This is a genomic window from Burkholderia sp. RF4-BP95, from assembly GCF_001521985.1.
GTDB lineage: Bacteria > Pseudomonadota > Gammaproteobacteria > Burkholderiales > Burkholderiaceae > Burkholderia > Burkholderia diffusa.
In genome coordinates, this window is the sequence record NZ_LOSX01000011.1 from 61,059 (window position 1) to 73,621 (window position 12,563).

Below are 12,563 nucleotides of genomic sequence, written 5' to 3' on the forward strand. Positions count from 1 at the left end.
CGGAGCGGCGCGCATTCCACGGTCGCCGGTTTTACCGTTTTAACGGCCGCTGAAGCGGGAACTTGAAGCGGTGCGATACGGACCGATTATCGATTTCGGTGTCCGCGTGAATTCGCGGATGAAAACGGGCGGCCACGATGGCCGCCCGTTTCGCGAAACCGCATGCGGGAAAGCCCGCATGCAAGGGTTTACGCGCCGTGCTGCTGCGCCTTGTACGCGAGCCGGAACCGATGCAGCAGCGGCTCGGTATAACCGCTCGGCTGCGACGTGCCCTGCAGCGCCAGCGCGCACGCGGCCTTGAATGCCGTCGACTGGTCATAGCCGGGCGCCATCGGGCGATAGTTCGGGTCGCCGGCGTTCTGCTGATCGACGACGCGCGCCATCCGCTTGAACACGTCGAGCACGAACGCCTCGGTGATCACGCCGTGGCGCAGCCAGTTCGCGATGTGCTGGCTCGAGATGCGCAGCGTCGCGCGGTCTTCCATCAGGCCGACGTCGTGGATGTCCGGCACCTTCGAGCAGCCGACGCCCTGTTCGACCCAGCGCACGACATAGCCGAGGATGCCCTGCGCATTGTTCTCGACTTCGCTCAGGATCTCGGCCTCGCTCCACTCGGCGCGTTCGACGACCGGCACGGTCAGCAGGCCTTCGAGCAGCGCGTCGCGTTCGCTCGCATACGGCGTCTTCTCGAGTTCCTGCTGGACGGCCTGCACGTCGACGAGGTGGTAGTGCAGCGCGTGCAGCGTCGCGGCGGTCGGCGACGGCACCCACGCCGTGTTCGCGCCGGCGCGCGGATGCGCGATCTTCTGCTCGAGCATCGCGTGCATCAGGTCCGGCATCGCCCACATGCCCTTGCCGATCTGCGCGCGGCCGCGCAGGCCGGCCGACAGGCCAGCGAGCACGTTGTTGCGCTCGTACGACTGGATCCACGCCGACGACTTCATGTCGCCCTTGCGGATCATCGGGCCCGCCTCCATCGCGGTGTGCATCTCGTCGCCGGTGCGATCGAGGAAGCCGGTGTTGATGAACGCGACGCGCGCGGCGGCGGCCGCGATACAGGCGGCGAGGTTCACGCTGGTGCGGCGCTCCTCGTCCATGATGCCCATCTTCAGCGTGTTGCGCGGCAGGCCGTACAGGTCCTCGATGCGCGCGAACAGCGTGTCGGCGAACGCGACTTCGACCGGGCCGTGCATCTTCGGCTTCACGATGTAGATCGAGCCCGTGCGCGAGTTGCGCTTCGCCTTCAGGTCGTGCAGCGAGCACAGCACCGTGACGACGCCGTCGAGGATGCCTTCCGGAATCTCGTTGCCGTCGCGGTCGAGCACCGCGCCGTTGGTCATCAGGTGGCCGACGTTGCGCACGAACAGCAGCGAGCGGCCGTGCAGCGTCAGCGTGCCGCCGGCCGGCGTCGTGTATTCGCGATCGGCGTTCAGGCGGCGCGTGAAGGTCTTGCCGCCCTTCGCGACTTCCTCGACCAGCGTGCCCTGCATCAGGCCGAGCCAGTTGCGATAGAGCTGGACCTTGTCGTCGGCGTCGACCGCCGCGACCGAATCCTCGCAGTCGATGATCGTGCTGACCGCGGCTTCGAGCACGACGTCCTTCACGTTCGCGAGATCGGCGCGGCCGATGGGGGTCGACGCGTCGATCTGGATCTCGAGGTGCAGGCCGTTGTGCTTCAGCAGGATCGCCGACGGTGCGCCCGCCGCGCCCTGGTAGCCGACGAACTGCGCCGGCTGCGCGAGGTGCACGACGCCCTTGCCGGTTTCGACGGCGAGCTGGCCGTCCTCCACGCGATAGCGCAGCGCGTCGCGGTGCGAGCCGCTCGCGAGCGGCGCCGCGTTGTCGAGCACGTTACGGGCGTAGTCGATCACGCGCTGGCCGCGCGTCGGGTTGTAAGCCGAGGTGCGTTCGGCGCCGCCGTCCTCGGGCAGCGCGTCGGTGCCGTACAGTGCGTCGTACAGGCTGCCCCAGCGCGCGTTCGCGGCGTTCAGCGCATAGCGCGCGTTCGACAGCGGCACGACGAGCTGCGGGCCGGCCTGCGTCGCGATCTCGCTGTCGACGTTCGCGGTGGCTGCCGCGACGTTCGACGGGACCGGCACGAGGTAGCCGATCTGTTCGAGGAACGCACGATACGCGGCATGGTCGCGCACCGGGCCGGGGTGCGCGCGATGCCACGCGTCGAGTTCCAACTGCAGGCGGTCGCGTTCCGCGAGCAGTTCGCGGTTGCGCGGCGCGAGGTCGTGCACCAGGGCCGAGAAACCGCTCCAGAAGGCGGCCTTGTCGATACCGGTGCCGGGCAGTGCTTCGTTTTCAATGAACTGGCTCAGCGCTGGCGCGACTTGCAGTCCTGCTTGGTCGATCATCGTGATTCCTCCCGGGGAAAAAATCGCGCGCGGCTTGGCTGGTTATGCCGCGACGCTTTGTGTGCCGGCGCGGGCGATCTGCGCGTCCTGTTCGGACTTTACGCCGGATACACCGATCGCGCCCGCAATACGGCCGCTCACCGTTACCGGCACGCCGCCTTCGAGCAATCCTGTCAGCGGCACGCTCAGAAACGCCGTGCGGCCACCGTTGATCATATCCTCATACGCCTTCGTCTCGCGACGGCCGAGCGCCGCCGCGCGCGCCTTGTCCTGCGCGATGCAGGCGCTGGCCGCCGATGCACCATCGAGGCGCGCGAACGCGAGCAGGTGGCCGCCGTCGTCGACGACGGCGATCGACACGGCCCAGCCGTGACGCTCGGCCTCCGCGCGGGCGGCGGCGAGCATGCGGTCGACGTCGGCGAGTTCGAGTTCGGGCTTCGTTTTCATGGCGTTCCCTCCGGAATCAGCGGTCAGTTGACGAGTCGGTTGTCGACGAGCTCGATCCAGTGGCGCACGCGCGTGCGGCCCGCGCCGTTCAGGTGAGTCTGGCAGCCGATGTTGGCCGTGACAATCAGGTCCGGCCGCGCGGCTTCGAGCGCGTCGAGCTTGTTGTCGCGCAGTCTGGTGGCGAGTTCGGGCTGCGTCACCGCGTAGGTGCCGGCGGAGCCGCAGCATAGGTGGCCGTCGGCGACATTCGTCAGATCGAAGCCGAGCCGCGTCAGGATGCGTTCCACCGCGCCGCCGAACTGCTGCGCGTGCTGCAGCGTGCACGGGCAATGAACCGCGACGCGGCGCTGCGTCGCATCGGCCAGCGCGTCGAGCGGCTCGGCCGCGACGACTTCCGCGAGATCGCGCGCGAGTGCGCTGACGCGCCGCGCCTTGTCCGCATAGACGGGGTCGGAGCGCAACAGGTCGCCGTATTCCTTCACGAACGCGCCGCAGCCGCTCGCCGTCAGCACGATCGCCTCCGCGCCGGCCTCGATCGCGGACCACCACGCGTTGTCGGTGATGCTGGTCGCGCACGAGAGGAACATCGGGGCCGTGGAGGCGAGGTTGCGGGAGGGCCGCCGGGCGACGCGTAACAGACGCGCTTCGGCATTGTTCGCCAGGCGTGCGGAGAACGGGCGCCGCGCGTCACGGCACGCTGCGCGGAACGAAAAAAAGCCCGCCGAAGCGGGCAATCCTCTCGATGAAGAGGGGGAGATCCGAATTCGCGATCGACGATCGGCGGTCAGCGCGAATTCAACCTTTGGTCGCCCCGAACGTCAGCCCCGCGACGAAATGTTTCTGCATCGCGAAGAACATCGCGACCGACGGCAACGCGGCGAGAATCGACCCGGCCGAGACGAGGTTCCACGACGTCGTCCATTGTCCCTTCAGCGCCGCCACCCCTGCGGTGATCGGCGCGGCCTCGTCGCCTTGCGTGAGACACAGCGCCCAGAAGTAATCGTTCCACACGAACGTGAACACGAGAATCGCAAGCGCGGCCAACGCCGGCCGGATCAACGGCAACACGATCCGCCAGAACACCGTCCATTCGCCGGCGCCTTCGATCCGCGCCGCCTCGATCAGCTCGAACGGCAACTGCTTGATGAAATTCCGCAGAAACAGCGTACAGAACCCCGTCTGAAACGCGACGTGAAAGAGAATCAATGCCTCGACCGTATTGAATACCCCGAGCCTGAGCGACAAATCCCGCACGGGAATCATCAACACCTGCACCGGCACGAAATTCCCCGCGACGAACGTCCCGAACAACGCGGCATTCCCGCGAAACCGGTAAGTCGCCAGCGCGAACCCGGCCATCGCGGCAAGCGCGATCGACCCGAGCACCGACGGCACCGTGATCTGCACGCTGTTCCAGAAGTAATGCAACATCGGCGACGTGGTCAGCGCGTCGCGATAGTTCTCGATCATCGAGAAGTGTCGCGGCCAGCCCCAGTAGTGGCCTTCGACCAGTTCCTCGGTCGAGCGCACCGACGTGACGAACACCGCGATCATCGGCAGCAGCCAGATCACCAGCGCGACGGGCAGCGACAACTTGTACAGCCGGCGCGATACCGGCTTCCAGTGGGCAACGGGTGTCGGAAACATGATGAAGGCATCCCCGGAAAGTCAGGTCACTGCTCGTTGCGCAGCATGCGGCGCAACTGGAACACGATGTAGACGAGCATGATCGCGAACAGCACGACCGCGATCGCCGCGGAATAGCCGAGCCGGTAGTACTTGATCGCCTGGTCGTACATGTAATACGCGAGCACGGTCGAGCTCTCGAACGGGCCGCCGCCCGTCATGACCGAAATCAGGTCGAAGCTGCGCAGCGCGCCGATCACCGTGACGACGATCGCCATGAACGTGGTCGGCCGCAACTGCGGCAGCACGACGTGCCACAGCAGCGCGAAGCCGCGCGCGCCTTCCATCCGCGCCGCTTCGATCTGTTCCGGGTTCACCGACGTGAGGCCGGTGAGGTACAGGATCATGCAGTACGCGGTCTGCGGCCACAGCGCGGCGAACACGATGCCGAACGTCGCGTAGCGCGCATCGCCGAGCACCGGGATGCCGTGTCCGGCGATCAGCGCGAGCAGCCCGAAGGTCGGATCGTAGAACCACGAGAAGATCAGGCCGACGACCACGCCCGACAACACGAACGGCGCGAAGAACAGCGACTTCACGAGCCGGATGCCGGCGACCGCCTGGTTCAGGTACAGCGCGAGCGCGAGACCCAGCGGCGGCGCGAGCATGAACAGCGCGAGCCAGATCACGTTGTTGCGCAGCGCGGTGTAGAACGTCGGCGCGTGCAGCAGCTCGGCGTAGTTCGCGAGACCGACGAACGTGCGCTCGGTCATCCCGTCCCAGTTGCAGAGGCTCAGCCACAGCGTCGACAGGATCGGCCAGATCACATAGACGGCAACCATTGCGCACGCGGGCGCGAGAAAGAGCCACGCGGCGCGCTGTTGCCGCCGCACGGCTGGCGACGGGCGACGCGCGCGCAGTGCGGCGGGCGACCTGCCGGCCGGCGGCGCGGCGGCGGCCGGTGCGGCAGGCGTTTCGACGGGTCTGGACGTGATCGGACTGGACACGGCAAGCCTCCTGGACGGACGCGGCGGCACGGGGCCGCCGCAGGGGTCACGCGGTTACTTCTTGTAGATCCGCTTGCGGGTCTGCTCGAGTTGCGCGAGCACGGTATCGAGCTGCGCGGGATTCGCGAGGAACTGCTGCATCCCCTTCATCCCTTCGTCGGCCATTTCCTTCGTCATGTCGCGGTCGTAGAACTGCGCGACGCCGCCACGGGTATCGGCGAGGATCCGGAAGCCGATCCGCGAGATCGGATCGGCCGGTTCCGGCGACTTGCTGTTGGCCGACAACGAGCCGAGCCCTTCCGCGAGCTTCGCGCCCATCTCGGGCGTTTCGACGAACGCGAGGAACGTATGCGCGTCGGCCTTGTTCTTCGCCTTGGTCGGAATGTGCAGCGATTCGACCGGGCCGTCCTCGGCGGTCGGCACCTTCGGGTCGATGATCGGGAAGCGGTAATAGCCCATTTCCTGCTTCACGTTCGGCGGAAAGCCCGCGGCGATGAAGGTGCCCATCAGCATCATCGCGGCCTTGCCCTGGAACAGGAACGGCTGCGCGCCGTCGAGATCGTAGGACAGCGCGTTGTCGATGAAATAGCCCGAATCGATCAGCGATTTCCACGTCGTGTAGACCTTCTTCACGCGCGGGTCGGTGTACGGCACGTCGCCGGCCATCAGCTGCTGGTGGAACGCATTGCCGTTCAGGCGCAGGTCGAGATAGTCGAACCAGCCGGCGAGCGTCCACGCGTCGCGGCCGCCGACCGCGACCGGCGTGATGCCGGCCGCCTTCAGCTTCCTGCATGCGTCGAGGAACTGGTCCCAGGTCTTCGGCTCGTCGGCGATGCCGACCTTGCGGAACAGGTCCTTGCGATAGAACAGCCCCCACGAGTAATAGACGGTCGGCGCCGCGTACTGCTTGCCGTTGTACGACGATGCGTCGCGCGTCGACGCGTACATCGCGCCCCAGCCGTTCTTCGCCCAGTCGCCGCTCAGGTCCTCGAACAGCCCGCGCTTCGCGTAGTACGCCATCCGCTCGCCCGCGTGCCAGTTCACGACGTCGGGTGCGACGGTCGTGAGCCATGCGGGGAGCTGCACCTTGTACGCTTCCTCGTCGACGAAGGTGGGCTTCACGTCGATGTCGGGATGGGCCTTGTGGAACGCCTCGAGCGTCGACTGCCAGACCGCGCGCTGGCTGGCGCCCTTGAACGCGATGTTGATCGTCAGCGTGCCCGCGTCGGCCGGCGCCGCGGCGCCGAACGAAGCGAACGCGATGGCGGCGGCGGTCGCAAGCCGGGCGGCGACGCGAAGGGGGCGATGTGTCATGTATGTCTCCATTCCTGTGTGTCGTTGTGCTTGACCGGCGCGTCGCGGCGCCGGGGGCGGTTGCTACGAACGGCTTCGGTACACGGCGACGCCTTGCGGCTCGACCTGCGCGGCGCCGACCACGAACGCGGACGGCGGCACCGCATCGATCGTGTGCGGCGTGCCGCCGTAGTTGAATACGTAGGTCAGGCCGCCGCGCCGGCTCACGCGCACGCCGTCGCCGAGCGGCGACGGTGTCAGGCCGGCTTCGGCCGCGACGTCGGCGAACAGGCGCGCGGTGGTCGCATCGTCGAACAGCGCGGCCCAGTAGTGCAGCGTGCCATGCGACACGCAGGCCGGATGACCGTCGGCGAAGCGCGCATGCACGACGCTGCGTGCGTCGTCGTGCAGCTCGACGAGGTCGCGCCAGTGGCGTGCGTCGCCGGCGAGCGGCGAGCCGTCGCGCAGCGTGCCGTCGATCCGCTCGGTCACGTTCGGCCGCAGCGATTCGACGCGCCACACGCGCATCGGCAGGATCGCGGCGAGCGGGCCGGGCGGCAGCGTCGGCGGAATCTGCAGGTCGATGGTCTTCGAACCGGTGCGCGGCCCGAACACCGCATGCGCGCCCGACGCGGCGAGCCGCGCCGCGAAGTCGTCCGGCACGATCGGCAGCGGCGGCACGACGACGAGCCGGTAGCCGTCGAGCGGCGCATGCGCGGAAATGATGTCGACGTCGAGGCCGAGCGAACGCAGCGCCGAGTAGTACTCGAACGCGAAGCGCGGGTAGTGGAAATCGGCGCCTTGCGGCTGCACTTCGAGCAGCCACTTCGCTTCGTAGTCGAACACGAGCGCGACGGGCGCACGCACGGCGCCGTTCGCGTCGGCATCGGCGCCGATCGCGGCGGCAATCTCGTGCGCGACGCGCTGTGCTTCGCGGCCGCCCTCGTCGAGTCGATCGTCCGGCGTGTGCAGGCCCGCGTGCATCTGCTCCTGCGCGAACGGCGCCTGCCGCCAGCGGAAGTACGACACGCAGCCGGCGCCGTGCGCGAACGCTTCCCAGCTCCACAGGCGCACCATGCCCGGCAGCGGCGCGGGATTCCAGTGCGCCCAGTTCACGGGCCCAGGCTGCTGCTCCATCACCCAGAACGGCAGCTTCGACATCCCGCGATAGAGGTCATGATTGAACGACGCGAAATCCGGGTGGCCGGTGCGCAGCCAGCGCGCCTTCACGTCGGGCGCGAACCATTGCTCCTCGAGCGCGCCGAGCGGATAGCTGTCCCACGTCGCGACGTCGAGGTCGCGCGCGACCTCGTAGTGATCGAACTCGGTGAAGAGCTGCATGAAATTGTGCGCGACGGGGCGGCCCGGCGAATGGGCGCGGATCACGTCGACCTGCATCCGGTGATAGCGCGCGACTTCGTCCGACGCGAAGCGCCGATAGTCGAGGCGGTGCGACGGATGCGCTTCGGTCACGGTGCCGACCGGCGCGTCGACTTCGTCGAAATGCCGATACTCCATGCTCCAGAACACGGTGCCCCACGCGCGGTTCAGCGCGTCGATCGTGCCGTAGCGCGCCTGCAGCCATGCGCGAAAACGCATGAGCGCGGCGGGCGAATAGCTGACGACCGTCTGATGGCAACCGAGCTCGTTGTCGGTCTGCCAGTAGCGCACGGCCGGGTGGCGACCGTAACGTTCGGCGACCGCCGTGCAGATGCGGCGCGACGCGTCGAGATAGGTCGGCGACGAGAAGTCGTAGTGGCGGCGCGAACCGAACGTGCGCGGCCGGCCGTCCGCGCCGATCGCGAGGATGTCGGGGTGACGGTCGACGAGCCACTTCGGCGGCGTCGCGGTGGGCGTGCACATCACGATCTCGAGACCGGCCGCGGAGAGCGCGTCGACCGCGCGGTCGAGCCAGCCCCAGTCGTATTCGCCCGGCGACGGCTCGATGCGGCTCCACGCGAATTCGGCGATCCGCACCTGCGCGATGCCGAGCGCCTTCATCCGGCGGGCGTCGTCGGCCCACATCGATTCCGGCCAGTGTTCCGGGTAGTAACAGACTCCGAGGCGCATGCCGATCCTTATGCGTAATGGTGGACGGGAAGGTCGGCGCACGCGGGCAGCGCGCGGCCGTCTTCGGTGAAGAGGTGGCAGGCCGCGGCCGGCGCATGCGCGTGCACGCGCTCGCCGCGACGCAACGGCGCGTCGCCGGGCACTTTCGCGATCAGCGGCGTGCCGCCGGGCTGGTCGAGGTGAACGTAGGTCTGCTCGCCGAGACGCTCGACGAGCACGACGTCGCGCGCGAGCGTGGTCGCGTCGTGCGCGGCGCCGAGCGTCAGGTGTTCGGGGCGGATGCCGAGCGTGACGGCCGCGCCGACCGCGAGTGCGGAACCGTCGCGCGGCAGCGTGAAGGTTTCGCCGGACGGCACGACGGTGACGATCGTGCGCTGCGCGTCGCCGGCGACGACGATGGCCGGCAGGAAGTTCATCCGCGGCGAGCCGATGAAGCCGGCGACGAAGCGGCTGGCCGGATGGTGATAGAGGTCGAGCGGCGCACCGACCTGCGCGATGCTGCCGTGCCGCGCGGTGTCCGCGCCGGCGTGCAGCAGCACGATCTTGTCGGCGAGCGTCATCGCCTCGGTCTGGTCGTGCGTCACGTAGACGACGCTCGCGCGTTCGAACTGCCGGTGCAGCTTCGCGATCTCGATGCGCGTCTGGCCGCGCAAGGCCGCGTCAAGGTTCGACAGCGGTTCGTCGAACAGAAACACGCCGGGCTCGCGCACGATCGCGCGACCGATCGCGACGCGCTGCCGCTGGCCGCCCGACAGCGCCTTCGGCTTGCGCTCGAGCAGCGTGTCGAGCTGCAGGATCCGCGCGGCGTCGCGCACCTTCCGGTCGATCTCGGCCTTCGGCACGCGCGCGAGCTTCAGCCCGAACGCCATGTTCTCGTAGACCGTCATGTGCGGAAACAGCGCGTAGCTCTGGAACACCATCGCGACGCCGCGTTCGGCGGCCGGCACGTCGTCGACGCGGCGGCCGTCGATCGAAAGCTCGCCGTCGCTCAGGTCCTCGAGGCCCGCGATCATCCGCAGCAGGGTCGACTTGCCGCAGCCGGACGGACCGAGGAACACGCAGAACTCGTGCGCGCCGATCTCCAGATCGACGTCGCGAATGACCGGCGCGTGCTCGCCGTAGGCTTTCTGCACGCGCCGCATCGAGATGCTCGCCATTGTCTCCGCTCCATGTTCTAATGCGCTCTCGTCGATGCTTAAGCGCTTAACCATCGCGATCAAAAAAAGCGCCGATAGCGATCGTGGCCGAGTCGCGCCCGTTGATCGGGCGGCAGGGTGTGCGGCGATAGTGCGCCGCTTCGGTGAGCGAAGCAAATACTGGATCGGCATCTCATATAGTGGACACATCATGGCGACACTCGATGAAGTGGCCCGCCGCGCCGGCGTGACGGCCGCGACGGTCTCGAACGTGCTGCGCAACCGCGGCCGGGTCGGCGAAGCCACGCGGGCGCGGGTGCTCGACGCCGTGCAGGCGCTCGGCTACCGGCCGCATCTGGCCGCGCGGGCGCTGGCGGAAGGGCGCGCGCCGACGGTCGCGCTGATGGTGTCGAGCATCGCCAACCCGTTTTATCCGGAATTCGCGCTCGCGGTCGAACGCGCGGTGCGCCGCAACGGACAATTCCTGATCGTCTGCAATACCAACGAAGATCCGTTGCAGGGGCGCGCGTATCTCGACCAGATCGCCGGCACGATTTCCGAAGGCATTCTCGTGACCAACGCGAACCTGCATTTGCCGGATCTCGTCGACGTCGCGCGGCGCGGCGTGCCGGTCGTGCTGTGCCTGTGGGAGCGGCCCGATGCGCCGCCCGAAGGGTTGCCGTGCGTGGCCGTGGATTTCCGCGAGGCGGGGCGGATCGCGACGCGGCATCTGCTCGAGCTCGGGCATCGAACAATCGGCGTGATCGTCGGCGGCTCGGCGAGCGGCGTGCAGGCGGCGCGCTACGACGGCTTCGTCGACGTGATGCGCGAAGCCGGGCTCGACGCATCGATCGTCGCGGCCGAACCCGATTCGATCGAAGGCGGCGTGCGCGCGGCGGGCTGGCTGCTCGACGCGCATCCGGAGCTGACCGCGCTGGTCGCGACCAACGACCTGCCCGCGATCGGCGCGCTGCACGCCGCGGCCGATCGCGGCCGGCGCGTGCCCGACGATCTGTCGATCGTCGGCATCACCGATATTCATCTGGCCAGCGACACGCGTCCCACGCTGACGACCGTTGCGATCCCGACCGCCGAGGCCGCGGGGCTCGCGGTCGAACTGCTCAACGCATTGCGCGAGGCGGGCGGGCACATCGACGATGCATCGCGCGTGCGGACGGCGCCGGTGCCGCGGCTGGTGGTGCGGGGTACGACGGGGGCGGCGCCGGGGCGGCGCGCGATGCCGTAGACGTCGACGGGGGCGCGAGTTTTTCCGGTACCGGGCGCGGGCTGGAAGCTGCACATGGGGCGAGCCGCGAACCGGTGGACGCAATGACGAGGCCGGGCCGGATCGCCCGGCATCGTCACCCGCCTTCGACGAGCCGCATCACGATGCGCCGGGCCGAATCGAGATGCGCGACCGTCATCGCGCGGGCGCCACGTGCATTGCGTTCGCGGCATGCTTGCAGGATTGCGTCGTGCTCGACCTGGAACGACGGCGTATCGGCCAGCAACGTGGCCTGCAGGCGCTCGTAGCGCTCGACCTGGCTGCGCAGTTCCGCGATCGCCTTCAACTGCCGCGCGTTGCCGCAGCACGAATACAGCAACGCATGGAATTCGCGATTCAGTTCGCCTTGGCGGCGCGGCACGTTCGATTCGCCGAGCAGCCGGTGCACGAGTTCGGCACGCGCGAGCGTTTCGTCGTCGAGCCGCTTCACGCTGCGGTAGATCGCATCGCCTTCGAGCAGCGCGCGCATGTCGTAAATTTCCTGCACGTCGGACGCGCTCAGCATCCGCACGACCGCGCCGCGATTGCGGAAGATGTCCAGCAGTCCTTCGCGCTCCAGCCGCTGGATCGCCTCGCGCATCGGAATCCGGCTGATCCCGAAGCGCTCGGCGAGGTCGCGCTCGACGAGCCGCTCACCTGCGTGCAACTCGCCGTTGATGATCATCTCCCGCAACGATGCGGCCACGGCGTCCGCCGTGGAATCGGGTCTGGCTTCCATGCTTCCGGGTTCCTCATTTTGGAATAATGGTATACCAAGCGACATTCCGGTGCCACAATGACGGCCTCACGTTCCGACAGCAGAGGAGAGCGAGATGGCGCATGGCGAACACAAGTACCGCGTGGCAGTGGAGTGGACCGGCAACCGGGGAACCGGTACGTCGGGGTATCGCGAATACGGCCGCGAACATGTGATCCGCGCGGGTTCGAAGCCGGACATTCCGGGCTCGTCGGATCCGGCGTTCCGCGGCGACGCGGCGCGCTGGAATCCGGAAGACCTGCTGCTGGCGTCGGTATCGGCGTGCCACAAGCTCTGGTATCTGCATCTGTGTTCGGATGCGGGCGTCCGCGTGCTCGCGTATGTCGACGACGCCGAAGCGACGATGCTCGACAGCCCCGAGCCGGGGCGCTTCACCGAAATCGTGCTGCACCCGCGTGTGACGATCCGCGCGGGCGACGATCGCGAGTTGGCCGAGCGGCTGCATCATGACGCGCATGCGAAGTGCTATGTGGCGAATTCGGTGAATTTCCCGATCCGGTGCGAACCGGTGATCGAGTGCGCTGCCGCCTGACGCACGCCGGGGAGAAGTCGTTGAGGCTTTTCTACTATCCATGCAAC

General features: G+C 68.0%; 10 protein-coding genes and 1 pseudogene. 2 read left to right on the forward strand and 9 right to left on the reverse strand.

Annotated features, from left to right (window positions below):
• Positions 1–188 precede the first annotated feature (188 nt).
• The 8 genes and pseudogenes from WS46_RS02880 to WS46_RS02915 all read right to left on the reverse strand — a co-directional run bounded on the left by WS46_RS02880 (position 189) and on the right by WS46_RS02915 (position 9,963).
• The gene (locus tag WS46_RS02880) at positions 189–2,363 is read right to left on the reverse strand and encodes a malate synthase G (RefSeq protein ID WP_059689226.1); all 2,175 of its coding nucleotides are present in this window, start codon (positions 2,361–2,363) and stop codon (positions 189–191) included.
• Between the two features lie 42 nt (positions 2,364–2,405).
• Entirely contained in the window at positions 2,406–2,810 is a 405-nt protein-coding gene (locus tag WS46_RS02885) for a heme-binding protein (protein WP_059528988.1), read from the reverse strand.
• Positions 2,811–2,833: 23 nt separating this feature from the next.
• A pseudogene (locus tag WS46_RS02890) lies at positions 2,834–3,364 on the reverse strand (heterodisulfide reductase-related iron-sulfur binding cluster); the annotation flags it as partial.
• Positions 3,365–3,605: 241 nt separating this feature from the next.
• The gene (locus tag WS46_RS02895) at positions 3,606–4,457 is read right to left on the reverse strand and encodes a carbohydrate ABC transporter permease (protein ID WP_039318652.1); all 852 of its coding nucleotides are present in this window, start codon (positions 4,455–4,457) and stop codon (positions 3,606–3,608) included.
• A gap of 26 nt (positions 4,458–4,483) precedes the next feature.
• Positions 4,484–5,443: a carbohydrate ABC transporter permease gene (locus WS46_RS02900; protein ID WP_059689227.1), complete on the reverse strand. Its 960-nt coding sequence runs from the start codon at positions 5,441–5,443 to the stop codon at positions 4,484–4,486.
• 54 nt (positions 5,444–5,497) lie between these two features.
• Entirely contained in the window at positions 5,498–6,757 is a 1,260-nt protein-coding gene (locus tag WS46_RS02905) for an ABC transporter substrate-binding protein (RefSeq protein WP_059529124.1), read from the reverse strand.
• A gap of 63 nt (positions 6,758–6,820) precedes the next feature.
• Positions 6,821–8,806: a beta-galactosidase gene (locus tag WS46_RS02910; RefSeq protein ID WP_059689228.1), complete on the reverse strand. Its 1,986-nt coding sequence runs from the start codon at positions 8,804–8,806 to the stop codon at positions 6,821–6,823.
• A gap of 8 nt (positions 8,807–8,814) precedes the next feature.
• Positions 8,815–9,963 carry an ABC transporter ATP-binding protein gene (locus tag WS46_RS02915; protein WP_059689229.1) on the reverse strand — a complete coding sequence of 383 codons (1,149 nt, stop codon included), beginning with the start codon at positions 9,961–9,963 and terminating at the stop codon, positions 8,815–8,817.
• A 190-nt stretch (positions 9,964–10,153) separates the two neighbouring features.
• Between WS46_RS02915 and WS46_RS02920 the strand changes: the two genes are divergently transcribed.
• Positions 10,154–11,188, forward strand: a complete 1,035-nt coding sequence (locus WS46_RS02920; protein ID WP_059689230.1) for a LacI family DNA-binding transcriptional regulator — start codon at positions 10,154–10,156, stop codon at positions 11,186–11,188.
• A 115-nt stretch (positions 11,189–11,303) separates the two neighbouring features.
• On the opposite strand, the gene WS46_RS02925 is transcribed toward WS46_RS02920, so the two are convergent.
• Complete coding sequence (locus WS46_RS02925; RefSeq protein WP_059689231.1) at positions 11,304–11,945, reverse strand: GntR family transcriptional regulator; 642 nt, start codon at positions 11,943–11,945, stop codon at positions 11,304–11,306.
• Positions 11,946–12,039: 94 nt separating this feature from the next.
• Between WS46_RS02925 and WS46_RS02930 the strand changes: the two genes are divergently transcribed.
• Positions 12,040–12,516, forward strand: a complete 477-nt coding sequence (locus WS46_RS02930) for an OsmC family protein (RefSeq protein WP_059689232.1) — start codon at positions 12,040–12,042, stop codon at positions 12,514–12,516.
• Positions 12,517–12,563: the final 47 nt, after the last annotated feature.

What these genes read in the sequence shown, in the direction of transcription:
- WS46_RS02885 (WP_059528988.1), bottom strand. Translation starts at nt 2,810, where the DNA reads ATGAAAACGAAGCCCGAACTCGAACTCGCCGACGTCGACCGCATGCTC.
- WS46_RS02880 (WP_059689226.1), bottom strand. Translation starts at nt 2,363, where the DNA reads ATGATCGACCAAGCAGGACTGCAAGTCGCGCCAGCGCTGAGCCAGTTC.
- WS46_RS02915 (WP_059689229.1), bottom strand. Translation starts at nt 9,963, where the DNA reads ATGGCGAGCATCTCGATGCGGCGCGTGCAGAAAGCCTACGGCGAGCAC.
- WS46_RS02925 (WP_059689231.1), bottom strand. Translation starts at nt 11,945, where the DNA reads ATGGAAGCCAGACCCGATTCCACGGCGGACGCCGTGGCCGCATCGTTG.
- WS46_RS02905 (WP_059529124.1), bottom strand. Translation starts at nt 6,757, where the DNA reads ATGACACATCGCCCCCTTCGCGTCGCCGCCCGGCTTGCGACCGCCGCC.
- WS46_RS02895 (WP_039318652.1), bottom strand. Translation starts at nt 4,457, where the DNA reads ATGTTTCCGACACCCGTTGCCCACTGGAAGCCGGTATCGCGCCGGCTG.
- WS46_RS02920 (WP_059689230.1), top strand. Translation starts at nt 10,154, where the DNA reads ATGGCGACACTCGATGAAGTGGCCCGCCGCGCCGGCGTGACGGCCGCG.
- WS46_RS02910 (WP_059689228.1), bottom strand. Translation starts at nt 8,806, where the DNA reads ATGCGCCTCGGAGTCTGTTACTACCCGGAACACTGGCCGGAATCGATG.
- WS46_RS02930 (WP_059689232.1), top strand. Translation starts at nt 12,040, where the DNA reads ATGGCGCATGGCGAACACAAGTACCGCGTGGCAGTGGAGTGGACCGGC.